Here is a 24,539-nt window from a genome sequence, read left to right on the forward strand (position 1 = left end):
AGTCATGGTTTTTTTGGTCCTTTGCTGAGGATTCGGTGGGCGGGGTGCGGTTGGTGACCGGCCAGCTTCCCCTCTCCCCCCGTTGTTTTTTGCCTGCTGGCGAAGCTTGCGTAGCTGTGCCCGACGGAGGCCCTGTCCACCCGAAGGGCCAGGGACGTGCAATCTGCGCAGGAAATAAGCGACGAAGGAGCGCCGGAGCCGATTGTGCGGGCCGCAGGCCCCGACGAAGGAGGGGCTGGATGGGGCCGGAGCGGGCACGATAATCCGAAGGACAGCAGACAAAAAACGTCGTAGACAAACAGGGCCAGGGCGGGCCGGAGGCCTGCGACGGACTGCACTGGCCCCAACAGCCGGCCGCGCCAGCGGACGCCCGAATATGGGTTGAAGCGCAGCGGAAACCAGGGGTATTGATTGGTGCCGGGTTGTGCCCACTGGCGGGCAGGTGGAGCCCTCCGCACAGCTCAAAGCTGGCCCCATTGGCGTGCAACCCGTTCGCTGTCGGTGCCCGCCCTTATTCTGAACCTCGCGGTCTGGGTGGTTTTTTAGTGGAGTGTCGCTTCGAATATATGTTCTAAGGTTGTGGTATGTCCTCCCCCGAGTATGCGGCCGCGCTGCAGGCGCAGTACGCGCGGCGTGCCGGCCCGATCGGGCTGACCGTGGAAGAGCTCGATTTCGAGCACTTCCCGGCCAAGAACGGGTTCCCGGGGATCCCGGTGAAAGCGTGGATACGGTTCCCGAACTGCGCGGAGCTGGTGGACGGGGAGGTGTACGCCTGGACGGCGAAAGCCGCGGAAGTGACGTGGAAGGACGGGCCGGTGACGTACCGGACCTGGGTGTGGAGTTCGGCGGTCACCCGCCGCGAAGAATTAATGACTAGAAATTTGGGAGAGCGGACTAACCGTGACAGCAATAGCAAGTGAAACAAGGCTGGACGCGCCTGTCGACGTCCGGTTTACCGCCAAGGGCACTCCCCTGGCGGTCCGCCACGACGGGCGGATCTGGGCCGTTGCAGCCGAGCCGGTGCACTGGTTCGCCAGGGACTCCTGGTGGGAGTCGCGGCGATCCGTTCCGGTGGGCATCGGAAACGTGGTGGATATCGAACACTGGCGGGTCCAGGTCCGCCTCGGCACGAACTCAACGCTGCGGACCTTCGAGCTGCGCCTCGACCCGTTATCGGAGCAGTGGCTCCTGGAATCCATCAGCGACAGCCACTAGGCAATGGTGAAGGTGAATCACCAGCCGATCAGCGATCAGACGTGGGAAGGGATAAGGAAAGAGTTCACCCTGCCTGCCCTGGAACAGGTGCGCCGCCGGCTCTCCGAACTCACGGAAGACCCTGAGCCAATGATGCAGCAGCTTGTCCGCGTCTTCTTATCCGGACTACTTGGCCGACAATTCCGCCACCCGCGCATTTTGCCGCCGACGGGTGACTGTGTCTACGCGAACGGAGCCCGCTAGGACGGCCCGAACGGTACCCACCTGAGATGCCGTCCGAGGCACTCGCGATGTCGCTGGCAACTGCTGGTAACGAGTGGATTGCGGCGATGGACCCCCTTGCTTCCGGATGGTAGGTTCGCTATTTCGAGGTAGGTTATCGATTATTGGGGGAAACATGGCTAAAAACACGAAGCTCCTCGGCCTGACAATTGGCCTCGCTGCGACGCTCAGCCTCGGTGCGGCCGCTGCTTACGCTTCCGCGGAGCAGCCGTCGAAGGACAATGCACCGGTGGTGATTTCGGAGGTGGGGGCAGATCACCCGGAATGCTACGACCCGGCCAAGTTGAACGACCCGAACGACTTCTGCTTCAAGACCATCGGTCCATGGAACAGCGTCCGCTCAAGTGACGATGAAGTACGGACCCTGATGCCCGTAGAGCGAATGGTCCAGGCCGGCAAGACGGTCGAGGAAATTCGACGCTACTACCCGAATTACTCGCCCGAGGGTAAGTAGGGAAAGCGCCCGAGCAAAGAACTGACGTGAAGCTTCAGGCCCGCCAAACCGGCGGGCTGAAGTCTTATGCCCCGGAGATTCCTGGCTGACTGCCGCGATTCTGGCCGATCTCCTAGTACGATGATGCTCTGCGGGCGAGCGTGGCAGCGAGCCGGTATGAATCGCTGCCGGTTTCGATGATTGTGCCCGGATCGACGTTCCTTCGACTTCGGCATCCCTGCGGATACTAGCGAACAACTCCACTCCTGACCCCATTGATCCTGTCAAGTATTTCTGGCCCCGGAAGGGCAGTTGAAACTGGCCCCACCCTGCGAGGATGGTGACCGTCGAAAACCGAGCCGCGCTGGCTGTGGGCGGCCTCCGGTCTTGGAGCTGGGTTTGTGGGACTACGGCGCCGCAACGGGGTCTGCAGATTCAGGAATGTCTCGTGAGTGGACGTCGAGTGCCTTGGGAAATTCGGTCCAGGACCGAATCGGTGAGAGAAGGATGGGGATGGCGGATGCTGCAGCAACCAGCGCCCATCCCCAAAGCGCGGGAAGGACGCCGGCTGCCATTGCCAGGACTCCGCCGCTGATGCTGGCCACCGGCATTACACCCAGGGTGAAGAGCCGGTACGTGGACATAACTCGCCCCATCATGTGGTGCGGGACGAGCCGGGGAATGATGCCGGCCCCCGCCAGACCGGACAGAATGACGAAGAAGGACCAACCAAATCCTGAGAGACCAATCCACACGACCGGAGCCAGCCCCAGAAAAGGTGCCACAGGGACGAGGATGACGAATCCGGCGCTTGCCAGGCTCGCGGCGATCTTGGTTCTGCCGAGGCCGAGACGCCGTGTGATGCGGGTCGCTGTCATGGAAGCGACCAGACCCCCTGTTGCTGACAGTGCGCCCAGGATTACGAATTGATCCATGGGGATGTTGAGGATTTGCAGGGCGAAGATGACTTTGGCTGCGGCGCCGAACATGCTTGCGGCATTGATCAGCGCAACGGAGACCATGAAGGATCGAATCAAGGGATGGCTTAACGTGTAGCCAAGGCCATCGCGTGCTTCAGACCAGAACCTGTCCGGGGATTCTGCTCTGGAGGGCCGATCGTGTGGGAGTCTGCCGGTCATGACCGCTGAGAATAAGTAGGCTGCGCCGGCAATGAAAAGCATGGCCGGAGCGGACACTACTTTCACAATCAGACCCACAACTCCTGGCGTGGCTATGGCCAGGCCGCTCTGGACGGACTGCACTTTTGCGTAGCCGTCAGCCAGCTGGCTTCCTCTTAGCAGCGTCGGCATCAAGGCGGACTGTGCCGTCGTGAAAACGACGTCAGCCACGCTGACGACGGCAGCGACTATAAAGAGGTGCCAGATGCTGAGCGTTCCAAGGAAATACGCGATCGGCACCGAGACAACTGCGGCGGCACGGGCAACGTTGGCCAAAACCAACATGGATTTCTTCGACCACCTGTCCACTAGAACGCCGACCGGCACTCCGAGCAGCAAGAATGCCGCCATGCCCAGCGCATTCAGAACACTGGTCTGGAAGGCCCCCGCGCCGAGAACGGCAACAGCGATAACCGGCATTATCGAGCGGAGTACGTCGTCTCCGATTCCGTCCCCAATGCTCGCCGTGAACAACTTTCGGAAAGCCGCAGGCATAACGAATCTGACCGGCCGGCGATGCTCTCCCCCAACGCTTCTACGGTTGCCCGTATTCTTGATGAAAGCCACGATTCGTACGGTCATACCTGACTATAGTCAGGCTGATCCTGACATCTGCGGCAGCAACTCGTTTGTCTGGAGAACGTATCGATGTCTAATGACCGCCCACGCGATTTCTGCACCTTCTGCGGGTTGACGCCGCCTTCCGAAACCCGGCTCATAGCCGGGCCTGGAGTCACCATTTGCGAACTCTGCGTCGCCGAGGCGGGGAAGATCCTGCGCGACACCAGCACCGAGGGGCCGTCTAAGGCGATGGGGCCCGTCTGGGACCGAATGTCAGACGCGGAAATCCTCCACCATCTGCCCGAAATTTCCCGGGTAAGCCTCACAGTCGAAGAGCAGCTTCGCATCTGGGTCCGCGCCGCCCGAGAACGAAAGATCACCTGGTCCCAAATAGGAGCGGCCCTGGACATAACTCGTCAGTCGGCATGGGAAAGATTCAAAGAACATCTATAACCGACAGATGTCGAAGTCTCGTCGCTGCAAGGGCGCCCTGAGCGGTGCCAGTTGCCCTGCTGCCACGATGTCTGGCGCATCATTTCCCTAATGAGGCGCAACAACTATCTGGACGTCGTCTTCGTAAAGAATTCTCCCTGGATCGTTTGAATAGAGTCTCTGCCAGCCGACGTCATAACGGTTTAGAAGGTCCGTGTAGAAATCCACGCCGATCAGCAGGTGCGTCGCCGTGCGCTTGAACCATGACTGTGCTGACGGGTTGATTGCACGGTCATAGATCGCCCTGTCTACTGTCGAAGGGTCCGCGTATGCCGCGTTATAGTGATCGTTAGCGCTACGCCAGGAAGCCCAGTCCTGGTCGCTGAGTTTGCCATCGTTTGCCAGACCGTTGGCGAGAGCGAAGATGCCTGGGTGGCGTCCGCGGCCGTTCGGAGAGCTTGCCTCGTAGCGCACAAACTTGGGTTCCATGCCCGCCAGCTAATCACCTGTCCCTTGGTTCCCGGCGGATTTGGCTGACTTTGACGAAAACGTCCCGTTGAGAACTCCTGAACCGACCCAGCGGCTATCTCGCGCCAAGCCCCAATGAATGACGTTGTTGGCGGGCCGCACGGATGAGTATGTCAACCTGATCCAGGACCACTGAGACGGCCTGATCCAGGACCACTTGCGACCCTGTGGACCAACGCCAGCGAATGCGCGCAGTACCGATCCCCGTTTGCCGTCTGGTCATCATGGGAAGGACTGCCCGCGCTGTGTTGCAGGAACTTTGAGTAGACCGTTTTAGGGCTTCTCAAAATTTCTTGCGTTGTTGTGTAACCTTTTGGACGGTCGCGGACAATACAGGGCATGGGGAACGTTGAATTCGATGATGAGAGGCTATGGTCTCGCAGCATCAAGGGCGATGGCGAGGCCTTCAGGGCTTTGTACATCCGGTACCGCGACAGGATTTTCCGTCATGCCTATCGGCTTTCCGGGGACCGACAGGATGCCGAGGACATCATGGCCACGGCCTTCCTTGAACTCTGGAGGCGCCGGGCCAAGGTGCGGATCGTTGAAGGATCCATCCTTCCCTGGTTGCTCGTCACGACAACGAACACTGCACGGAACAGCGGCCGGGCGGCGATGCGTTACCGCCGGCTCCTGGACTCCCTACCCAGACGATCCGAAACGTCTGATCCCATGGGCGACGACCTCTTTCTCAGCTACCGGGATGCGCTTGATAAAGATCTCGCCCGGGCCCTTGGAGCTTTGAACTCCACGGATCTGCACCTGGTCAGCCTGGTGGTTTTCGAGGAATTCACCATCGCCGCCGCTGCAGCCGTTCTTGAGCTCACGCCCGGGTCGGCCAAAACCCGGATGCACCGGGCACGTCAGCGCATGAAAGTCGCCCTTTCAGGCACACATCATGTCCCCACCCCAACCACGGTTTTGGAAGGAGAACGGTCATGAACGAGCTTCGAGTCGATGACCGGTTCAGCAGGGCACTGGAGGAAGAACTCGTGTCACGGGTTCAGAAGGCATCGCCTGCCCGTGCACGTAAGCGCATCCGGATGTGGCTGGGGGCTGGTGTCTTGGCCGGCGCTGGAGTTTTGGGCGGGGTGGGCGCTACCGCTGCCGGCCTGTTCGTGACTCCCGGTTCCCAGCAGGTCACACCGCTGTCCACTCCCGTGACCGATACCCACGAGGGAACAGCCACTATTGAACTCGGTGACCCCCCGGAGGGAACCACGGGGATTGAGATGGAGCTGAACTGCCTGACCCCTGGCCGTTTCGAGTTTCCGGACGGGGCCTCCACTGTTTGCCGAGCCACCGACGTCGGGACACCCCAGGATTGGAGCGGATACACGATTCCTCTGACTCCTGGGCTGAAGAGCGTCACGGTCAAAGCGGATCCTGGAGCACGCTGGCGGTTGAGCGCAAAGTACGTCAACAGCAAAACGACCGACTGGGCAGTCAACGCCGGTGGCAAGTCTTATGGCGCCGAAAACGAAAAGGGAGCACCTGACCTCACCGCCGTCATAGCAACCAACGGAATTCCCGGGTATGTGGTCACGAGTGAGCTGGAAGACGCGACTGGCACAGCTGCCATTAAGACCTTCAAAACGAGAGAAGAGGCACTTGCCTGGCAAGAGGCCCGCCGTGGCAAAACCTTCTCGGTCCCTGTCTACGATTCCACGGGGAAAACAGTCGTGGGTGACTTCGTCGTTAGTAACGGCGAAGGGGAAACTACGGATGGGACCGCACTGCCGAGCGAACCCGCACCATAACCTCTCGACGCCCGTGTTGAGGATCCGTAGCGGGTCCGGTTAGATCAGGATGGAGGTTTGTCCAGACGCCCAGCTAGCCCGCGGTTTGTTGCGCGATGGTGTGGGCAAGCCGGTAGGAGTCGGTGCCGGTCTCGATGATGGCGCCGTTGAAGGTCAGCCGGTCAACCGACCGACTGGACCCCTTCGCCACACGCCGAGATAGTGGCAGGGGAGCTATTGAAACTGTCACAACAGCCCCGATGGCCGTAGCCCAGAGGGGAGAAATGTCTGGGAAGTAGGTCCCTAATAGGAACCAAACGCCGGCGCCCACCGCAACACCGGCCAAGATGGCCAGCCCGCCCCTGCTGACGGCATATTTCCAGCCACCCCGGTTTCCGTGCATGCCTCAATATAGTCACCTGCTGCTTCCCGGTACATGTCTGACTCTTGGGGTCCCGAGGTCGACGATTTCCCTGCCGTGGTGGTTCTGCAGCTTATACATTTGCGCTAGCTTAAGCTCGGCGCTGTTGAGCGTGACGCGCAGGCCTTCGACGTCCCCGACCCAGCCGTGTTGTTCGGCTTCGGTAATGCGTTCTTCGAGGTTGTCGATGATGTCCTGGAGCCTGTTGATCTGGCTGGGATCCGGACGGAGAAGGGCACAGCGGAGGCAGGCGTGTTCGTGTTGGCAGCCGGTGCCATAGGCGCGTCCGCAGCTGCCCAGGCTGAGCTTGCGCTGCACGAAATGGGCTTCGAATTCGTCCCATTCGGCCGCGGTTGGTTCGCGGTATTCCTCGGTGGGCCGAATGACCCGTCGCTTTTCGATAAAGGTGCGGTGGTGCCGGATGACGTCCCTCGGATAAATCGCCGCGTATCCCTGGGTCGTCGCCAGACTGGCATGCCCCATCAGCACCTGCACGATATGTGGAGGCAAGCCGCTGGCAAGCGCCTCGGTCGCGAAGATACGACGGAAATCGTGCGGGGTGAACCTCACCTCGGCACCGCTGACCTTGATATGCGCGCGTCGCGCCAAGTCATTGAGTAGCGTGGAGACGGTGGCCGTCGTCATCACGTTCGGCGGTCCGGCGCCACGGCGGCGGACGAACAGGTGCGGAAGAGGTGAGCTCAGCACTTTCTCAGCTGAGTCCCATCGCTGTGTCAGCGGTGCACCACCCGTATCCTTGGTGATACGAGAGAGCACTCGGTAGAGCACGTGCACAAGCTCGGGGCCTGCCACCATCAGACGCTCGGTATCGGTCTTGCTCGGAGCGAAGTGCAGCAGCGGTATGGTCTCCCCGGTCCCTGGAACCTTGTAGGGCTGGATGCTCATGTGCACCAACTCGAGGACTTCTTCGATCCGTGCACCGGTGTGTCGAAGTGTCTCAACAAGCGCCCAAGTCCAGAAGGCGTTGTCCTCTTCAAAGGACAGGTCCCGGTCCTTTCCATTGCGCCGAATCCGGACATGCGCATGTTCACTGCTCTGGAAGACTTCCCAAGCCTCGCCGTCCATGTCGATAGTTTGGCCGGCGCCGGCCATCTTGGCATCCGCCAGGGTTGCTTCTGCTGCGCGGAGGGCCTGTTCGGCAGCCTCCACCAGACGGGGCAACACGGGAGCCAGTTCACGGGTGCGCTGTTGCATCGTTGCGATGGTCGCGCGCCTGTGCTTCACGTAACCACGGGTTTCCGCGAAGGTTACGGGGCTTGGGGCGACCCATTGCGCCCAGAAGGCATCTTCGAGTGCCCATTGGCTGATGTCGAGATAGAACGCCCGGACGGAGAAGAAGACGCTGTAAACTTCCCGGCGCGGCGAGCCGTCGGCCTTGACTTTGACCCTGGCTTTCCAGCCAGCAGCCTGCTCCGGAGTCAGCGCGAAGCTGCGCTGGTCAGGGTGGTGCTTGACGACGTCGGCGAAGAAGAGGCCGGCCAGATACCTGCCCAAAGCACAGAGCGAGGCGTAGTCGAGGCCAGCCGACCGGACCTGAAGATAGCGGATGAGTGGTTCCCGGCAGGGGCCGGTGATGCCGTAGTAGTCGACCATCTCATCCACCGTTTTGGGTCCGACGCGGAGCCGTGTGGGCATGGTCCCGGAATCGTGTCTGATCCATCCCAGCCCGTGCAGCACGGGCCATACGGCGGTCAGCCCGCTGCGGCTGACGTCGATCAGCTTCCCGGGAAGCTGGGTAGTCAGGTCGAGGATGTCTTCGGCTGTGAGCTGGCGGATCGATTTGCCTGTATGGGCCTGAACGCGACCTAAGGTGAGGATCCCGCTAGTGGCCTGGGCCGGTGAAGCCTTCGCATGGACGAGGGCGTTTTCGAGTTCAGCTGTGTGGGCGGGATCCCGGAACCGGCTGAGTGCTTTCCAGAAGGCAAAGCGCTGACCCGCGATCCACCGGTGGGACGGGCGCATGACGTCCAGAGCCAGCAGCGGTCCCATCGCCGCATTGATTCCTTCGACCTCGTTGCGATTCTTCGGGTTCTTGCTTGAACCGCCGGCTATTCTGAGCCGCCACGTCAGAGCGTCATGCCCGACCTGGCCCTCGAACAGCGCCCAGCGGTCCTGCCAGGTTTCACCCGGCAACTGCCTCAAATGACCGAGTAAGCGCCGAATGCGCGCCCTGTGCTCATGCACCTGTGGCCAGTACGGGCTGCAGTCCTCAAGACGGTTGATGATGTCCTCAATGCTGGCGCTGGTCAGCGGTCCAGAAGGGATGGGCGGCAGTGCAGGCGGTTGTTGTTCCTGTGGTGGCGGCGTGTGGTCATTCCAGCTTCGTCGTGCGGTCTGGATCTTATTGAGGGGCGGAGTTGTCACTGGTTCCCCCAAAGCACCCGCAACTCATCGGCGTTATAGGGCTGACCGGCCGGTGAACTGTCAGCGGCAGGGGAAGTCCTGCTGCTCAGATGGGCCCGGTAATGTTCGATGACTTCCTCCATATGCGGAACCGCGTAGACCGTGGTCGTAGTCAGCGACTGGTGCCCCAGTAACTCCTGGACTTCGTGAAGGCCCATCCCGCCCTCGAGCGCTCGGATCGCGAACGTGTGCCGCAGATCGTGCAGCGTCCAGTTCGAACCGAGAAGGTCGTTGCAGCGTCTCAGGACGGCGCGCATGGCTTCGTAGGTCAGAGGACGGGGCTCGCCCCGCAGCGTGAGCCAAACCGGTTCATCCGGGCCGGCGACGCCTCCTTCGAGCTGATAGAGCCGAAGCCATACGAAAGCATCAGGCGCCGCGGGCAACCATTGCAGCTGGCCGCCTTTGCGGTAAACGCCGATCAGCTGGTCACCCACGTTGACCCGGCCGCCCGTGATCCCGAGCAGCTCGCTCGCCCGCGCACCGCTGCTGACATAAAACGCCACCAACGCCCGGTCCCTGTTGGACCGCAAACGCCGGAACAGATCGTTGAACTTCCCATCCGGGATTGACCTTGGCACCCGGTGCGCCTCGCGCTGACGCAAGGGCTGGCGCCGCACCGGGGAAAACTCCCGCTGAGGATCATGATGCGCATGGGCTCGCCCGCGGCGCAGCTCGAAAGGATTCACGATGGGCCCGTCTCCCATCCGAAGCTGGAAAGCGTAAAACTCCTTACACACCGTCGTCGTGTGGTTGATCGTCGATGGTGAGTAACGCATTCCGAGATGCTTCTTTCCCGTGACAAGGTTCCGGCTCCCCCGCCGCTGAGGGACGTTACGATTCCCGACGAACTTCTCGGTCTGGCGCGCCCACAACACGAAGTCGCGCGCCTCAAGGGACGTTGCCTGCTCCCAGCTGACACCGATGGCCCACAAAAATCGAAGGAACCGAAGCAACGACAAGGCATAGGTTCGTACCGTTTGAGTCGAACGGTCCGACGCCGCCAGCTCAAGCAGATACTCCGTGGCAGGAGCGAACTCCTCTCCCACCGCGTCGAGGACCACGAACCCAGGAACGCCGGAGCGAGGAATCACCCGCCCGACGTTCGCGACAGTCAGTCCCTCCGCTCGATGCCCATCCCAGCTGCAATCCGAGAGATCCATGACCAAAGCATGACGCTGACAGGGCTCGTCCCAGGTTGGCGACACGCGCGTTAACCATCGACTTAGTCCGGTAAACAGATCATTGACGACGGCACCTACTGTCCGGGGTTCCAGTTCCTCGCCGGCGGCCAGCTCCAGCCGACCGTCATGGACCTTTTCCAGCGGGCAATGGAACTGAGGATTCCACACAATTACTTCACGGCCTGGATGGTCACACAGTCCAGGGAATTCGGTGGCGCCCGCCCCGTGGACGTCCTCGGGGACGGCCGCGCCCCGTTGCGTCAAGCCCTGGAAGCCCTAGGCGCCAGGCGGTAGCGCCACCTAGGTTCTTTGGTGAGCGCTTCCTGTATTTGCAGCTATTGCTCTCCACCGTCTCGTGGGCGGCGTTCCTTTGGCTCCGCCTCACGGGCTTGGGTTAGTTCGGCGCGCAGTTGCTCGATTTGGCGGCCGTAGGTGTCGTGAAGGTCTTTGACGCGTTGTTCACCGTGGACCCGCTCACGCTCGATGTCTGCTCTGGCAGCTTCACGCTCCGCAGTCAGCGTCGCCACAGTGCTGCGCACATCGGCCATCGCCTCGCGGGCGGCCTCAAGGTCGGCACGGACTGCCGCCAGCTGACCCCGCGTCTCAGCGGCCGCGGATTCCTCGCGGTCAGCGCGCGCCGTCTCCGCCTCGAGGCGGCTCTCGGCCACTCCTGTTCGCCGCTCTGCCGCTGCCCTGGCCTGTTCCTCTGCTCCGGCCCGTTCGGCCGCGGCGGCGCGTTCCTGTACAGCCAATGTCAGTTGCCCACGGATCGTTTCAAGGTCGGCGCGCAGGCCGGCACTCTCGGCTTGTGCCAGTTCCCGGTCGTTTGCGGCCGAGGCATGGGCCTGCGCGAGTTCTTCGGCACGTTCCTTGACCTGGGCCATGGCGGCATCCAGCTCCTCCTGAACCCCTGACAGCTCCCGGGCGAGTTCCTCGCTCGTTCGCGTTGCTTCTTCAGCTGCCGCGTCGGCCTCGGCCTTCTCGGCCTCAGCCCGGCGCTGCGCCTGCTCGGCACGGGTGGCCCTCGCGTTCGCGGCCGCAACCTGTTCGGCGGCCTCACTGGCTACCGACTCAATCTGGGCTTCTGCAGCCTCAGGATCGCCTACGGTGCGCAGTTCCTCGACAAGCGCCGAGAGCTGCTGGCCCAGGTGCTCGATCATTCCGCTGACCTGGCCCGTGATCTCGCTGGCCCGCTGACGCGCGGAATCAACAGGGCGCGATTCCACGGCCCGGGCAGCTTCCTCATTGGGGCGCTGGCGTGCGCGCCAGGCCGACGCGCGGGTATGGGCTGGGTCATCGCAGTATTCTGGCGGACGGCCGGTGCCGGCCTCGCCAGCCATAGCGGGACGCTGACAACCCGGAAAACGACAAAAGCGCTGCTCCACATCCAGAATGTTTTCGCTCATGGTTTCATGATATCATCTTTCGTCAATAACGGAAGACGTAACGAAAGACGTAACGAAATACGAAATCTAATCGCAGCCCGGGGGGCGCCCCAACTGTCATTTTCCGAAGTCGTCTGCACAAATTCCCTTACTCGCCTGCACGCGACCCGGTTCGGTGATTGCCTGACCGGGTCTTGTCAGGATTTATCGCGGGGCGGGACGAGTTGCGTCCTCCCCTATTTGTCGCGGTTAGGCGGACCGGCAGCCAGAAACCCCCGAGCTCGGGCCCTCGCCAGGTCAGACTGGCTCGCGACAATGTATGAGGAGAAAGACGCCGACGGAAAGCTGGCCTAGTACCGTCGAGCACATCGCCGAGGAGTTCGGTGTTCCCCGGCGCGGGATCTCCCGGCACCTGGCCACACCATGGGTCTCGGCGGGGCCGCTGCCGGCCACGAGCCAGCAGCTCATCGACCGTGAGCAGCGTCCTGCCGTAGCTCGGCAGCCTCGTCCCGGAGCTGGGCGAGCTGTTGGTCTTGCGCGGTGCGGAGATCACTGATGCGTTGGTCACCGTGAATTCGCTCAAGCTCGACGTCCGCCAATGCTGCGTCGCGTTCAACGATTGCGGTAGCCAGCTTCCCGCGCAGCGAGCTGGCTTCCTCCCGCATGGTGTCGTGGACAATGCGTGCTCGGTCGACTTCGTCCCGAATTTTCGCGAGGTCAGCCTTGGCGCGCTGGGCTCGTGCCGCGTTGTCGTCGGCTCGGGCGACAGCGCCTCGGGCACGTCCGTCTGCTTCGGCCCGCGCGGTCGAAGCCGTCTCGGCGCGCGCTTTGGCGTCGTCGCGCTCGTGCTCGGCCTCCCTCAGTCGCGTGCGGGCTGTCGTCAGCTGCTCGCGCAGCTGGGACAGCTCTGCCTGTGCCTGTGCGTTTTGGGCCGAGGCCGCGGCCCGGGCGGCGACCAGCTCGGCCGTCATCTGGTCGAGATAGTGTGTCCGGTTCCCCAGCTCGTGCTGAGTGACGGCGAGGGTGGCGCGCTGTTGCTCGGCGAGGTCGGAAGCTTCTCTTGCTGCGGCGTCGGCTTCCAGCCGTTCCGCGTTGGCCTGACGTTGGGCTTGCTCAGCTCGGCTGGTTCGGGAGGTTGCGGCGGCGACTTGTGCGGCGGCCTCAGCCGTCACTGATTCGATCTGGGCCTCAGCGGCGTCCGGGTCAGCAACGGTCCGCAGCTCCTCTATGAGGCGGCGGTGAGTTGCTGGCCCAGGTGCTCGACCATACCGGCGATTTGCCCACTGAGCTCTGCCGCACGCTGACGAGCGGCTTCAACGGGGCGTTTCTCATCCGGGGCGCTCCGGTTCGGCTCGTCGACCAGACGCCGCCGTGCGCGCCAGGCGGCGGTCCGGTTGTGCCCTTCGTTATTGCAATACTCGGGGGGGGCCGACCAGTGCCAATGTCCGTGCTGACGGCGGGCCGGACGCACCCCGGGAACCGGCACGTGCGTTGCTCGCTCTGCTGTACCTCTTCACTGTTACTGAACCGCCAGGGTACCCAACCTGCCACACTCGTCTGCCGCAGCCGGTCCGGGGTGACGCCGGTTCGCTCGGTCAGGACCTCGATCATGTCGGCTGAGGCCGCCACGTCGATATCCTCAGGGGGCCGCCATACGAGAGTGAAGCCAAGATCATCGGCGAGGACGTTGAGGTCGGTGCCGTAGCAGTCGGCGATACGGTGCAGCCAGGAGGAAAAGGTTTCACCGTCTATCGGGGCCGGATGCACCGGCCACCGGCGCGGCCCGGTCACAGTGGCGTGGTCACAGCAGTTCCCGTTCGGATACGCGCCTTCGTTCGGCGGGTCCGACGTATTCGGCCATGACCAGGGTGCGTTGGTTGATGCATTCCTCACCGCTTTCTACAGCGGCGATGGCCGCAGCGGTCAGGCCCCCACTCCACCGCCAGCCAGCCGGACGCGTAGCGTCAGCCCATGGGACTCATCTACGACGATCCACGGCTGGCTGCACTGACGCTGACCCGTATCGCGGCCGAGGAATCCGCAGGCCCCGGCGAGCTGGCCGGCCGCATGCATGCGGTCCTCGACGACCTGGTGCAGCGCAACGGGGCCGAGTACCTGAAGGAGCTGGTGATCGTCCTGGCTCGTTCCGAGTTCATCGTCCTCGATGAACTGGCCAGGGTCACCGGAAACAGCACCGCGGAGCTGCTGGACGCTGTGGAACTCGAGGCACTGGAAGACATCGATGAAGGCGGCTAGACCTGCGGCATGGTCCGGACTGCCGGCGGGACTCATCCCGCCGGTGAAAGTCGCTCTGGCCCGTGCTGTCCCGAAGATGCCCCGGGCCGGCCTCCATCCCGGGACTCTGCTCTATGAACCCAAGTGGGACGGCTTTAGGGCCATCGGAATCCGTGACGATAACGGGGGCCACGTTGTGGTCCCGGCAGGGGAAGGAACTGACCCGGTATTCTGTTGGCGTGAAGCGCCGCCGTGCTGACGTTTGGCCTGATGACAGTGCAGTTATTGGTGCGAAACAGGTGTCGCTCACTTGTCTGGGTATGTCGACTTTATCCAGGACCACCAGGACGCCTTGACTCAGCACTCCCGCCACGCTTGGTCATGCGCCAAATTTCGAGCCTTCGTGAAAGTTCGTCCGCGGCTTGGCCGTCCTCGTAGCCCGCTGAGGCCGGGATAGGTCTGGACGGCAGACGCCCCGGAACCTTTTGCGTCCGCTAGGGAACCCACCCCAGACCCGGACAGCAGGTCGTGCCTTTGGGCCGGAGGGTTAGCCTCCCCCCGCCCTCTCCCCCCAAGCGGTCGGCCGAAACCCCCACGGGTTAACTGGCACGACGGTGTTAATTTGGCCCCGGACGATGGCGACCTCTGAGCAAAGGCCCCGGTTAGCATGGTTGCAGGCCGTAGTCCCAGCCATGCTCCTTACTGCGCTACAGGTTAGGCAGTCCATTTCAGATCGCCCATCGTCCATGCCATAAGTGATGCCATATCTCCTGTTGGACGATTACCCAGAAGAGTCGTTAGAACGCTGCTTGGAATTCCCGCCATTTGACACATGAGACGCTGCGCCTAGCGCCAAGCAGGACGGTCAATAGGAGGCCAAATAACCAACCAGGCCCGACACCCTGTTCGACAACAAGTAGGCCGACAGGCTGGAGAAACCACCGGAACAACCATGAGCCAGACAATGAGCTCTGGCAAGGGAAAAACAGCGACAACTCCGGTGTGAGGTGAGATTTGAGCACCAATGGAACGCCCGGCTTGAGACCAGGTAAGGGATCAGGCACCATATCCGGCCATACCCACAGCGTGGCATGCCATGTGCGGCCCTGCACTACGCACTGTTATTCCTCTTATGCGTGTCACTACAAACATTCCCAGAGGAGTGCACATAGCCTTGACAGCAGGACAACATGCAACCCAGCAAGTAGGAGAGTCGCCGGCCAATGGCACGATCACTGGAAACCCCCGCACCCCCGAAACCCCAGGCAACACGCGCCATTGACCGTGTCGTCTCTCTGGCGAACGGCAAAGGCGGAGTCGGCAAAACGACCACTGCAGCCAACGTTGGCGGGTACGTGGCGCTGGCCGGCTCCCGTGTGCTGCTGATCGACCTTGACCCGCAGGGCGATCTGGCCCGCGACCTCGGATACGAGCGGCAGACAGGGAGGGAATTCTTTCAGGCCCTGATCGCCGGTACACCACCGATGATTCTGCGCAACGTTCGGGAAAACCTTGACGTAATCCCGGGCGGCCAGGACCTCGAAGACATCCAAGGCCTCATGGTGTCCCGCTCCAGCCGCTCCGGCGCCGGCGACTTCGGCGACATGCTCTACGCCGTCCTGGCCCCGTTGGCAGACGAGTACGACTTGATCCTGATCGACACCCCGCCGGGGGAGCGGATCCTCGTAGAAGGCGCCTTCGCGATCTCCAGTGCAGTCGTCATTCCTACCCGATCCGATGATGCGAGCATCGACGGTGTCGAACGCATTGCACGCCGCTTCATGGCTGTACGTGACCGGAACCCGTCCCTGCAGTTGGCAGGGATCGTCTTGTTCGGTGTAGGACCGCGCTCCATGCGCCTGGAACGCAGCGTCCGAGACACCTTGGAACAAATGCTCGGCACAGTCGCGCCGGTCTTCGCAACCCGCATCAGGAACCTCGAGAGCGCAAGCGCGGACGCCCGCCGCAAGGGCCTGCTCTTCCACGAACTTGAAGGTGCCGTTACCGACGCTCAGAAGAACCGCCTGAAGGCGCTCCGGGCGGGGGAGAAGCCGACGGACGGCTTCTTCTCGCGAAACGCCGGCGGACTCGCTGAAGAGTACGAGCAGCTGACCGGCGAGATCCTCGCCCGACTGAACGAGATCGAAAGCGGGAACGAAGCGTGAGCGGCCGACAGAGCCTTGCAGGCGCATTCGCACCTGTAGCGCCTGCCCGCGGTGCAGCACTCCAAGGGTTGCTGGCTCCGAAGCGGGGGAGGGGCGCTCCTGCACCGGAACCCAAAGCCGGAGAGTTCGTGGAGGCACCGGCCCGGGAACTTGTACAGGTGCAGCCAGCAGCAGCACTCGGTCCAGCACAGGTACCTACTGAGCAACCGCAGGCGGATAAGCGGCCAGCTGAACAAGCACCTGTTGAGGAGGGGCCCCTTGATGCGGCAGGAGAGCAGGAGGAGCCCGCGCCTACAGCCGTCAGGGCCCTAAAGGCCACCACTCAGCGTCAACCTGCTGCCCAGAAGGCAGCTCACGCGACCAAAGCCTCCGAGCTGGTTCCCGGGGCGCTGCGCAACGTCGGGGTGTACCTGCCGCCAGCGCTCCTGGCCCAGGTCAAGGATGCGGTCTACCAGGAGCGGACCACATACGCGGACCTGTTGATTGAGGCCTTCGAAGCCGTCGACGACAATCAGATCGCCAAGGAGTTCACTCCCGAAACCACGCTGACCAGCTCCGGCATGCCCCGCCGTGCACCGCGAAAACGCGGCGAAGCCGGCATTCAGATCCAGCTGCGCCTCGACGGCCTGCAGGTTGCCTGGCTGGACGAGAAAGTCACCGAATTCGACGCACCGTCACGCAGCGCACTCGTCTCGGCCGTCTTCAAGCTTCATATCCAAGCGGGGCCGACTGGGGGAGAGTAATCCAAGAGCTCCTTTTAGGACAAGCATGGCTTGTCTTCCAGTAGTGCTTATGGCATTACTTATGGCATGAGAACGAGGCTGCGAAAGTTACACCTGGGAGTAAATGCGGCGGCCTGGCCGCCTCGACACCGTCAAGGTGAACAGGCCGCGGAAAGGCTCACAACTGACACGCCTTTGGCGCTGACCCTCATCCTGTTCTGTTGAAGACCATGTCGGCCAGTAGCCATTCATCGGGTGGCCCCTCGAACATCTCCCAGGGATAGTCTTCGTCGGGACCGAGCAGCTCCGGAACGGTATTGACGTTCTTGGCGAGCCATTCCCGCCAAATAATCCGGTCGTTGCGGTAGCGCTGTAACTGGGCTGCCACCGCTTCGAGGACCCCGAATTGTTCCGCCAGCAGTTTCAGTGATGTCCCGGCCACAATTGACCAGAACCGGCTAGGACTGCGGACAACCAGGTTCCATGCAGCGAGGACTCCCAGGGCTTCGTGCACCGCGGATCTGGAAAGCCCGGTCACCCTAACAGTCTCGGCGATCGGCATCCCGGGGGAGTGCTCCAGCGCTTCGTAGACAAACGCGGCCGGCAGCCCCAACTCCCGGAAAACCGGCCGCAGCGCGTGGATTTTCCCTTTCTGCCAGGTAGCATCCTCGGCGACACTTTTGAGTTCTTCGGGGACTGTCAACATATACAGATCGCCTTTGGTTCCCCTGGCTTCTTCAACGAGGGTGACCAGGGGATCCTTCTCGTCACGCAGCTGCCTCAGATGCATACCAACAGTAGTGTGATCGAGACCCGTGGCCACGGCAATGGAACGGACCCCGAACTCGACAAAACGGGATGCTGTCATATGAGCGGCCTCCCCCAGAGCCCTGAGCACCATTCGCCGTCCCATCCCGGTTCTGGATCGCTGATAACTCACCTCCCGGATCCTGAGCGCGCTGCGCCAGGTCCGAATGTACCGATGCTCTGCATCGGGATTTGAAATTGACGGAGATCCCTTTATCCCCACCGCCTGTGTAGTTGGCTGGCTTGTGGGGGATTTGCGGACATTGTTTTTGTCGGTTCCGTTGGCCTGATTTTTACTGAGGTAGCTGAGGGCGTTCGACCAGTCCCTGCGCAGTGACGGGAAGCGATGGCGGGCTGCATAGCGGGCGTAGAAGGAGGCCAGTCCAGGCCAGATTCCCTGCAAAATCCGGCGCTCCACATCCACCAGCTTCAAGCCGGCAGCCGCGGCACTGAGGATGACCGCCTGGCGGGCGTCGGAGTCAGAGGCGTAGCGGTTGGTGTCGTACATCCCGGTCTGGGCCAGCACCTGCATAGTGCGGGACATGCGCCCGACCGGCTGGTCGATGATGGGTGCGTCCGAGGTGGCAGGGGTAAAGGTTTCTTCCTGGCGCAGCGCCCGAACCGCCTTGATCTCCGCAGCCAGGTCCTTGGTCATGGCAGCCCAGACCGTGGCCCTGTTGGGCCGGCGAGCGATGTCGTAGGCCACCGACAGGCTCATCGCCAGCTCCTGGTGCCCGCCGCGTTTGTGCGGCGAACCGGGGGTTCGCATGCAACCGTGAAGCAGGTTCTGGTGCGGGGTCTTATCCAGGGTCCGGTACCGGGTGCCCAGCGCCTCGACAAGTTCACGCGCTTGTGAAAAGGTGACCCGCCGTGCGAGCGGAATATAGACATGGCGACCGCCGTTGGGGGAGTAGTCCTCAATCCAGCGGGCCCCGACCGAGTGCAGCCAGGACTGGACCGCGCGGACGTCGGCCTGTACCGAATCGGGTCCGGCTACTGAGGAGTCAAAGTCGAGAAAGATTGCCGCGCAGGTACCGTCCTTACCGAAAATTCTCACGGCCGCGGGCAGCGAGGGGAGTGCTTCGGTCAGGTTCCGTTCGTGCTTCTGCGGGTACGTTTTACCTGCATCACGAGACAGGCGCATTCTGGGCTGGCCCGCTAGCAAGGGAGCTAGAGCTGCCCAAACGGTTACTGGGTCGTCTGGCTGCGTTGACACGCCAACAGCGGGGCGTGCTGGCAGCACGGAGACGTGCTGATGTACGATGTGGGTAATCCTTTCGGGGATTGAGGTACGAAAAAGGGCCGATCCTGCCAGATCGGTTTCATAGCAACACAAAGGATGGCCTGTTCAGGCTCTCCACGACTTACAATCTGATCCGCCGGCAAGCAATCCAGAGGGTAAGTCTCAAGCTTCGAAGGCCCGCCTAGTGCGGGCCTTCTTTTTTGTTATGAGGCAATGCGGATGGGCAGCTCCTGCTGGTAGTCATCCTGGTCGAGTGCGGCCAGATCCTCTTGCAGCTTTGGCTCTACAACGGACAGAACGTATTCAGTGACGGTTAGACCCTTGTGGGCGGCCACTTTGGCGATCCCGTCAGCGGTGTGTTCCTGTGTGCGGAAACCAATGAACTTACGCAGGCCTTTACTGGGGCGCCCGCCGCCTCGATTTACTGCTACTGCCGTCATGTGCTGTGTCCTTTGAATTTTGTACCCGCTAGAGCGGTTACAGCTTCATCGTTGTATTGCCTGCCGCTCAAACTGACTGGGTTGTCATTGCGACTGCTCTGAAGCTATCACCGGGCAATTGAAGGCGCGGGGATTTGTTTTCAGAAAACGGCAGCGTGTCGCGTTTGTGACTTTGAGCTCGGTCTTCGACCCGGAGGGGGCTTACGTAGCGGCCCGAGCCCTTCAGTCCTCTCAACGTGTTCAGCACGCCAACTTCGTCCTCTCCTGTGACAGGCAGCCCTGTCGATTTGATGCTAGAGCCCCCCTCGTGCAATTTTCTAGTAGGAACTTCTGGGAGCAGCGTGCGGGGAACCAACCCGCGAGTGGGGCTACGCCCGGCCTTTGCCGTAGGCGGCAGATCTGTTCAGCCCCCGCCCAAGGGTGCGCCACCCCCTCCCATGCCCCCTTCCGCGGCTGCATGCCGTCAAGGACTGCCGCAGTGAAGTTGCCTAATTGTTCCTACAAAAGCCCAACCAAGCGACAGACTACATACATGCTCCGCACATGTACAACTCATTGCCTGTACCCTCCGGGAGTAATCAGGTAACATTTTGAGTCAGCTGCCCGCCTACTCTGTGTGGCGGTCTACACAAGAGGCTGAGCTTGGCTAAGGAGCTATCTAGATGGCAAATGGGGGCCGCAGCGTGTTTCTCACGCAGCAACAGAAGAAGGAGCGGCTGGCGGATCGCATGGGCATCCTGGTGGATATCTGGGAGTCCGATAACAACTCCGCGCTCACGTACCCCCATGTGGAAGAAGCACTTTCCGTCCACGGAATCCACCTGTCACGGACACGCTGGTCCTACTTGATCAATGGCACCGGAAGCCTGGTGACAGATCAGGAACTGCTAAAGGGCATAGCCGAGTACGTTTTCGCCGTACCCGCCACTTATCTGTGTGATCTAAACAGTGAGACTCCCCCTGAAGTAGAAGCGCGTATGGAGTTCCTTGTGCAGATGCGCAAGCTCAAGGTGAAGAACTTTGCCGCGAGAAACTTAGGGGCCACCTCGCCAGAAATGCTGAGGACGATCACCAGGATCATTGATGCATCGATGAACGGCGAGGAGGAAGACTGAATGGGCCTCCCGCCGGTCGCAGAAAAGGTCCGGGAGCTATGCGGAGACGGCACGACGTCGATGAAGGAAGTTGTCGATCTCTTGACCGTGATCTGTGAGAAGCCGATCAATCTGATCGAGTACAAGGAGTCCTGGGGCGCGTTGACGGCCTTCAAGGCCGAATTTGAAGATCGCATTAACGTCTATTTCCCGCCGCAGAAGTCGCAGCAGTACAAACTTCACTGCATCTATCATGAGCTGGGGCACATATATTTGGAGAGCTTTCGGACTCCCTTGGCTCTGCCGGATCTCTCGGAAGAGATGCTGAGGGAAACCGCGGACGCAATTAGCGTTACCTGCCGGTCCGTGCCGAATCATCCTGTCGAACGATGGGTAGAGGACTTCGCTTTCGAGATGTCAAAGAAGACCCGTGCACGCAGCTCGTCCGATCCTGATCCTTTCCTCTAGAGCATGAAACATTTTCTCTTTGCGCTACTGAGTGCCCTGTGCCTCCTTCGGATCCCCTCGGTGGTCAAGGTGGCGGAATCCCGAGTATCGTGGCTGGCATCGATGTTCGGCCTCGCGGCGCTCTATGTCCTGGGAACTGTTACACCGCTAGCGGCCATCGACAGCTACCTCGGTGGCGTCAACGTGACGAATCTGCTTCAAGCCATCTTCGCGCTGCTGGCGATCTTCTTCTTCAACGACAGCGTCCGGCGGTTAGCGAACGTACCAGTCAGATGGACTTACTACGCTCCGTTGCTGAGCATTCCGATCATGGTTGTCAGCTTCGCCTTGATTGAGGGCAAAGCTCCAACGTCTGCGGACTTCATTGATTACCGCATGGACCAGCTCGCAACTGCCACGTACAGCGGTACGTACATGCTCGCGCTGCTATTCACCGTGCTCAGGATTATCTACATGCTTCGATACAAGGCGAAGGGCCTTTACGCAACATTCTCGACGGGCCTGCTAGTGGTTGCGGCGGCTTGCTCGTGCCACATTGCATACGTGCTGCTGTTCCACTTCTCGCCCTGGCATGCCTTTGCCCAGGCGATCGGAGCTTGGTTTGACCGTCTTTTCTACGCCGGCCTCTCGGTGACAGCTGCGGGATGGTTGATTCTTTTCCTGTCGAAGCAGCTGCCGAAGTTGCGGCTCTGGATGATGGACGCGCTCTGGCTTGCTGCTCTGAGGATCCGGGTACATGCAGATCACTCCCGAGCCAGCCCGGCGTGGGACCTTTTCAATGAAACGCTGGAAAATGCGGTCTACAAAAGCCTCATTGTTCTGCACAACTACCAGCGGGGGAACATGACGACATTCCCGGAGTCTGTTCAGGGCAGGATCAGCCACATTGAGGCAAAGCTGGACGCTCAGGTCTAGCCTTGCTACGCCAGGATCGTTTTGCTGATCCAACTCGTGAGTTCGTTGGTGAAGGTAGGAGGCGAGGCATTCCACTCCTGGGTATGGTGCGCCTCAGGTAGGGAAATCAGGGTGACGGTGTCCGGATTCGCGCGTTGGAACGCCGCCGATATCTCCCAGGGAACCTCCTGATCCGCACTGGAGTGCAAGACCAGCGTCGGGACTGCCACCCTGTTAGGTACATCGACCCATTCAAGGGCATCGAAGTTGATCGGTTCCTCCAGCCCGATCATCCGCGCGAAAGGGGGAGCCTGCAGCAGGGACATAACAAGGCCGGCGCCTACCGCCGGCAAGCCGGCCCGCGCCGCCCCCGCTGTGATGGTTTTACGCCAGCTTGTGACCGGCCCTACCAGGACAATCCCGACGATCCGGTCCCGGTAGGCGCTGCACTCCGCTGTGAGCAGGGCAATGGTCCCACCCATTGACCAGCCCGAGAGGACGATTCGCTGTGCTCCGTGAGACACGGCGTAGGCTACAGCGCTTTCCACGTCACGCCATTCTGTTTGCCCAAGGTGGCTGGATACGGCCTGTGGGGGACTGACCTCCAGGTCACTGCGGAATGACGGAACCAAGGAGGTAAATCCCAAGGGGCTAAAAGCGTGGACGTCACGGAACATAATCGAGCGGTCGGTCCAGCTGCCATGGATATGGATCACCCATGTGTCTGGCGTTTGTCCATGGAAAAGCCATGCAGGCGCTGCACCGTAGTCTGTGGGGATGTGCACCTCCTCGAAGCCTCCGGCCACTGCAGAGGGTTCGAAGAATACGTCGGGGGTCCAGTCGACCAGGGGCCCCAGTGACGCCGGCGCGGAGTCCGGCGGATGGATCCGTCGCTCCACGTACTTTCGATCCTCATCGATCAGCGTTACCTCGCCGACTCTCGTGTAGCGATCTGCCACAGGGTCGAACACGCCAAAGTCGCCTTGGGCTCTCGTGTAGTCGTCCAAATCGATGCGAACTCTGCGGCCATCATCTGTCAATTCGGCCCGGCGGTAGTCCTTTGGTCCCCGTTTAACGATCTTGCAGGCCATGACAACGGCGAATCCAGATAGCGCGGCCACCGGTACAAGGAACGCCAGGGCGGCCAGCCCGCGCCATGTCGTCAGCATTAAGTCTTTCCCTCCAGCGCCGGGCCAGGAAGAGCAACGGAGCCCAATCATCGTAACGTTCACTTAGTTACTGACCTATGAACATGCCCACTACAGGCTTCGCACATGTTCACTACACGCGTGTATCGTTATGGGAGCCAGTCGATAGCGGGGGCTCGAAGGGGGATTCACATGCAGCGGAAGTCGCTCGGCTTCGTCGCACTGATCGTGGTCCCCTGCCTCTTGTTCGGGATGGTTTTCTCCATACTCTTGCTCCTTGCCCCAGTGAAGAGCGTCGCTGCTGACTGCGGCCAAACCGTCTCAGCGGCCTTCAACGGCAACACCAAAGTGGATGGCTATTCCCAGGAGCAGTTGAAGAATGCTGCGGCGATCCTGGGCGCCGGCAAGGCGCTGCATCTGTCGGTGAAGGGCCAGATGATCAGCGTCATGGTGGCCCTGGGGGAGTCGGGGCTGCGTGTTTTGGACTACGGCGATGGTGCCGGTCCGGATTCCCGGGGGTTGTTCCAGCAGCGCGGGAACGGTGCATGGGGCTCCTACGCGGACCGCATGGATCCGGCCATCAGCGCCACGAACTTCATCAACGCCCTGCAGAAGGTCGAAGGCTGGGAGCTGCTCGAGCCGACCATTGCCGGCAACAAGGTCCAGCGCAACGCCGACCCGTACCACTACCAGGAGTACTGGTCCGAGGCCGTCAAACTCGTCCAGGCACTCTCGGAAGGGAAGTTCTCGCTTGATGGCAGCGACTGCGCCGTTCCGGGGAAGTCCGGGGCCGGGGATGACTACCCGTGGAAAGACTCTCCTACCTGGATGCAGGTCGGCGCAGGCTCAGCAGCCGCATCGCCGCTGGGAATGTTCTACCGCGAGTGTGTGGACTTCGCCCTCTGGCGGGTGAACCAGCAGATGGGTTCCACCAGCGCCCCGTTCAAGTTCCTCAACGGCACCTTCCGCCCGGACGGGCAGGGCCTCGGCTCGGCCCTGACGTGGAAGGCCGGCTGGGACACCAAGGGCTGGCCCACCGGCAATACACCCCGGGTCGGTGCCGTCGTATGGTACGCGCCCGGTGCCGGGGGAGCGGACCCGACCTTCGGCCACGTCGCCGTGGTCAAGGAAGTCAAAGACGACGGGACCTACGTCGAGGAGGGCTACAACGGCAACCCGCCCCCGGATGACCACAACTACTACACCCGGACCGTCAGCAGCGATGTCCCTTCAGCATTCCTGTACCTGCCCACCCAAGAGGAGAAAAAGTGAAAAAGCCCCTGGCCCTCATCGCAGTCGCCCTGCTCTGCGCCGCTTGCGCACCGGCAGCGAACACCGCGCCGGCACCGGCTGAACCCACGACCGTCACGCCCTCCGCGCCGGTTTCGCTGAGCGCCAGCAGCGGCCCACAGGCACCCGGTGGCACCGTCCCCGCCACTATCGGAATCACCTGGGATCAGGCCAGCAAGGACCGGGCCGCGGACATCGCCGAGAAGGCCATGGCGGACTTCGCCCGCCCTGCGATGGGGGAAAAGCAGTGGGCC

At 61.7% G+C, this 24,539-nt stretch carries 23 protein-coding genes and 2 pseudogenes; 14 read left to right on the forward strand and 11 right to left on the reverse strand.

Annotated features, from left to right (window positions below; genetic code table 11):
- Nucleotides 1-584: 584 nt before the first annotated feature.
- The 3 genes from BS38_RS0122860 to BS38_RS0122875 all read left to right on the forward strand — a co-directional run bounded on the left by BS38_RS0122860 (nt 585) and on the right by BS38_RS0122875 (nt 1,951).
- Nucleotides 585-920, forward strand: coding sequence for a hypothetical protein (locus BS38_RS0122860; protein WP_028272845.1), 336 nt, complete (start codon nt 585-587; stop codon nt 918-920).
- Nucleotides 901-1,215 (forward strand): hypothetical protein, encoded by a 315-nt coding sequence (locus tag BS38_RS0122865; RefSeq protein WP_051629120.1) that lies wholly within the window; start codon nt 901-903, stop codon nt 1,213-1,215. The genes BS38_RS0122860 and BS38_RS0122865 overlap by 20 nt, the downstream gene beginning before the upstream one ends.
- Nucleotides 1,216-1,612: 397 nt before the next feature.
- Entirely contained in the window at nt 1,613-1,951 is a 339-nt protein-coding gene (locus BS38_RS0122875; RefSeq protein ID WP_028272847.1) for a hypothetical protein, read from the forward strand.
- Between the two features lie 386 nt (nt 1,952-2,337).
- Here the strand turns inward: BS38_RS0122875 and BS38_RS0122880 are convergent, their stop codons facing one another.
- Nucleotides 2,338-3,675, reverse strand: coding sequence for an MFS transporter (locus tag BS38_RS0122880; protein WP_231511418.1), 1,338 nt, complete (start codon nt 3,673-3,675; stop codon nt 2,338-2,340).
- Between the two features lie 81 nt (nt 3,676-3,756).
- Between BS38_RS0122880 and BS38_RS28020 the strand changes: the two genes are divergently transcribed.
- Nucleotides 3,757-4,122 (forward strand): ClpX C4-type zinc finger protein, encoded by a 366-nt coding sequence (locus BS38_RS28020; RefSeq protein WP_028272849.1) that lies wholly within the window; start codon nt 3,757-3,759, stop codon nt 4,120-4,122.
- Between the two features lie 87 nt (nt 4,123-4,209).
- Here BS38_RS28020 and BS38_RS26940 read toward each other — a convergent pair whose 3' ends face one another.
- On the reverse strand, nt 4,210-4,590 hold the full coding sequence (locus BS38_RS26940) for a hypothetical protein (RefSeq protein WP_081819031.1): 381 nt from the start codon (nt 4,588-4,590) through the stop codon (nt 4,210-4,212).
- A gap of 378 nt (nt 4,591-4,968) precedes the next feature.
- Here BS38_RS26940 and BS38_RS0122890 point away from each other — a divergent pair, with 378 nt between their 5' ends.
- Both BS38_RS0122890 and BS38_RS0122895 read left to right on the forward strand, forming a co-directional pair.
- The gene (locus BS38_RS0122890) at nt 4,969-5,571 is read left to right on the forward strand and encodes an RNA polymerase sigma factor (RefSeq protein ID WP_028272850.1); all 603 of its coding nucleotides are present in this window, start codon (nt 4,969-4,971) and stop codon (nt 5,569-5,571) included.
- The gene (locus tag BS38_RS0122895; protein ID WP_028272851.1) at nt 5,568-6,389 is read left to right on the forward strand and encodes a hypothetical protein; all 822 of its coding nucleotides are present in this window, start codon (nt 5,568-5,570) and stop codon (nt 6,387-6,389) included. The genes BS38_RS0122890 and BS38_RS0122895 overlap by 4 nt, the downstream gene beginning before the upstream one ends.
- A 73-nt stretch (nt 6,390-6,462) precedes the next feature.
- On the opposite strand, the pseudogene BS38_RS26945 reads toward BS38_RS0122895, so the two are convergent.
- The 6 genes and pseudogenes from BS38_RS26945 to BS38_RS28025 all read right to left on the reverse strand — a co-directional run.
- Nucleotides 6,463-6,555: pseudogene (locus BS38_RS26945) on the reverse strand (IS21-like element helper ATPase IstB); the annotation flags it as partial.
- A 228-nt stretch (nt 6,556-6,783) separates the two neighbouring features.
- Nucleotides 6,784-9,174 carry a tyrosine-type recombinase/integrase gene (locus tag BS38_RS26215; RefSeq protein ID WP_081819032.1) on the reverse strand — a complete coding sequence of 797 codons (2,391 nt, stop codon included), beginning with the start codon at nt 9,172-9,174 and terminating at the stop codon, nt 6,784-6,786.
- On the reverse strand, nt 9,171-10,373 hold the full coding sequence (locus BS38_RS0122910; protein ID WP_028272853.1) for a tyrosine-type recombinase/integrase: 1,203 nt from the start codon (nt 10,371-10,373) through the stop codon (nt 9,171-9,173). Before BS38_RS0122910 ends, BS38_RS26215 begins: the two co-directional genes overlap by 4 nt.
- Nucleotides 10,374-10,729: 356 nt before the next feature.
- The gene (locus BS38_RS26605; protein WP_156037235.1) at nt 10,730-11,734 is read right to left on the reverse strand and encodes a hypothetical protein; all 1,005 of its coding nucleotides are present in this window, start codon (nt 11,732-11,734) and stop codon (nt 10,730-10,732) included.
- Between the two features lie 509 nt (nt 11,735-12,243).
- The gene (locus BS38_RS0122925; RefSeq protein WP_028272854.1) at nt 12,244-12,951 is read right to left on the reverse strand and encodes a hypothetical protein; all 708 of its coding nucleotides are present in this window, start codon (nt 12,949-12,951) and stop codon (nt 12,244-12,246) included.
- Between the two features lie 31 nt (nt 12,952-12,982).
- Nucleotides 12,983-13,672, reverse strand: coding sequence for a TniQ family protein (locus BS38_RS28025; RefSeq protein ID WP_081819033.1), 690 nt, complete (start codon nt 13,670-13,672; stop codon nt 12,983-12,985).
- A gap of 78 nt (nt 13,673-13,750) precedes the next feature.
- On the opposite strand from BS38_RS28025, the gene BS38_RS0122930 reads away from it, so the two are divergent.
- The 3 genes from BS38_RS0122930 (at nt 13,751) to BS38_RS27760 (ending at nt 16,922) form a co-directional block, all read left to right on the forward strand.
- Complete coding sequence (locus tag BS38_RS0122930) at nt 13,751-14,035, forward strand: hypothetical protein (protein ID WP_028272855.1); 285 nt, start codon at nt 13,751-13,753, stop codon at nt 14,033-14,035.
- Nucleotides 14,036-15,237: 1,202 nt separating this feature from the next.
- Nucleotides 15,238-16,179, forward strand: coding sequence for a ParA family protein (locus tag BS38_RS0122935; RefSeq protein WP_028272856.1), 942 nt, complete (start codon nt 15,238-15,240; stop codon nt 16,177-16,179).
- A gap of 404 nt (nt 16,180-16,583) precedes the next feature.
- Complete coding sequence (locus BS38_RS27760) at nt 16,584-16,922, forward strand: hypothetical protein (protein WP_231511420.1); 339 nt, start codon at nt 16,584-16,586, stop codon at nt 16,920-16,922.
- Between the two features lie 187 nt (nt 16,923-17,109).
- Here BS38_RS27760 and BS38_RS0122945 read toward each other — a convergent pair whose 3' ends face one another.
- Both BS38_RS0122945 and BS38_RS0122950 read right to left on the reverse strand, forming a co-directional pair.
- Nucleotides 17,110-18,852 carry a MarR family transcriptional regulator gene (locus BS38_RS0122945; protein WP_231511422.1) on the reverse strand — a complete coding sequence of 581 codons (1,743 nt, stop codon included), beginning with the start codon at nt 18,850-18,852 and terminating at the stop codon, nt 17,110-17,112.
- A gap of 302 nt (nt 18,853-19,154) precedes the next feature.
- Nucleotides 19,155-19,391, reverse strand: a complete 237-nt coding sequence (locus BS38_RS0122950; RefSeq protein WP_028272859.1) for a hypothetical protein — start codon at nt 19,389-19,391, stop codon at nt 19,155-19,157.
- A 662-nt stretch (nt 19,392-20,053) separates the two neighbouring features.
- On the opposite strand from BS38_RS0122950, the gene BS38_RS0122955 reads away from it, so the two are divergent.
- From BS38_RS0122955 to BS38_RS0122965, 3 genes are read left to right on the forward strand one after another with little or no spacing between them, the layout of a single operon-like run.
- Nucleotides 20,054-20,506 carry a hypothetical protein gene (locus tag BS38_RS0122955; RefSeq protein ID WP_028272860.1) on the forward strand — a complete coding sequence of 151 codons (453 nt, stop codon included), beginning with the start codon at nt 20,054-20,056 and terminating at the stop codon, nt 20,504-20,506.
- Nucleotides 20,507-20,953 (forward strand): hypothetical protein, encoded by a 447-nt coding sequence (locus BS38_RS0122960; protein WP_028272861.1) that lies wholly within the window; start codon nt 20,507-20,509, stop codon nt 20,951-20,953. It abuts the gene before it with no gap.
- Between the two features lie 3 nt (nt 20,954-20,956).
- Nucleotides 20,957-21,868, forward strand: coding sequence for a hypothetical protein (locus BS38_RS0122965; protein WP_081819034.1), 912 nt, complete (start codon nt 20,957-20,959; stop codon nt 21,866-21,868).
- A 5-nt stretch (nt 21,869-21,873) separates the two neighbouring features.
- Here the strand turns inward: BS38_RS0122965 and BS38_RS0122970 are convergent, their stop codons facing one another.
- A complete protein-coding gene (locus BS38_RS0122970; RefSeq protein WP_028272863.1) occupies nt 21,874-23,016 on the reverse strand; it encodes an alpha/beta hydrolase family protein in 1,143 nt (380 codons plus the stop codon).
- 171 nt (nt 23,017-23,187) lie between these two features.
- Here BS38_RS0122970 and BS38_RS0122975 point away from each other — a divergent pair, with 171 nt between their 5' ends.
- Complete coding sequence (locus tag BS38_RS0122975) at nt 23,188-24,267, forward strand: CHAP domain-containing protein (RefSeq protein ID WP_028272864.1); 1,080 nt, start codon at nt 23,188-23,190, stop codon at nt 24,265-24,267.
- Nucleotides 24,264-24,539, forward strand: a pseudogene (locus BS38_RS0122980) (hypothetical protein); the annotation flags it as partial. The gene BS38_RS0122975 and the pseudogene BS38_RS0122980, both read left to right, overlap by 4 nt.

Origin of the sequence: Arthrobacter sp. UNC362MFTsu5.1, assembly GCF_000685965.1 — a bacterium.
Lineage (GTDB): Bacteria > Actinomycetota > Actinomycetes > Actinomycetales > Micrococcaceae > Arthrobacter.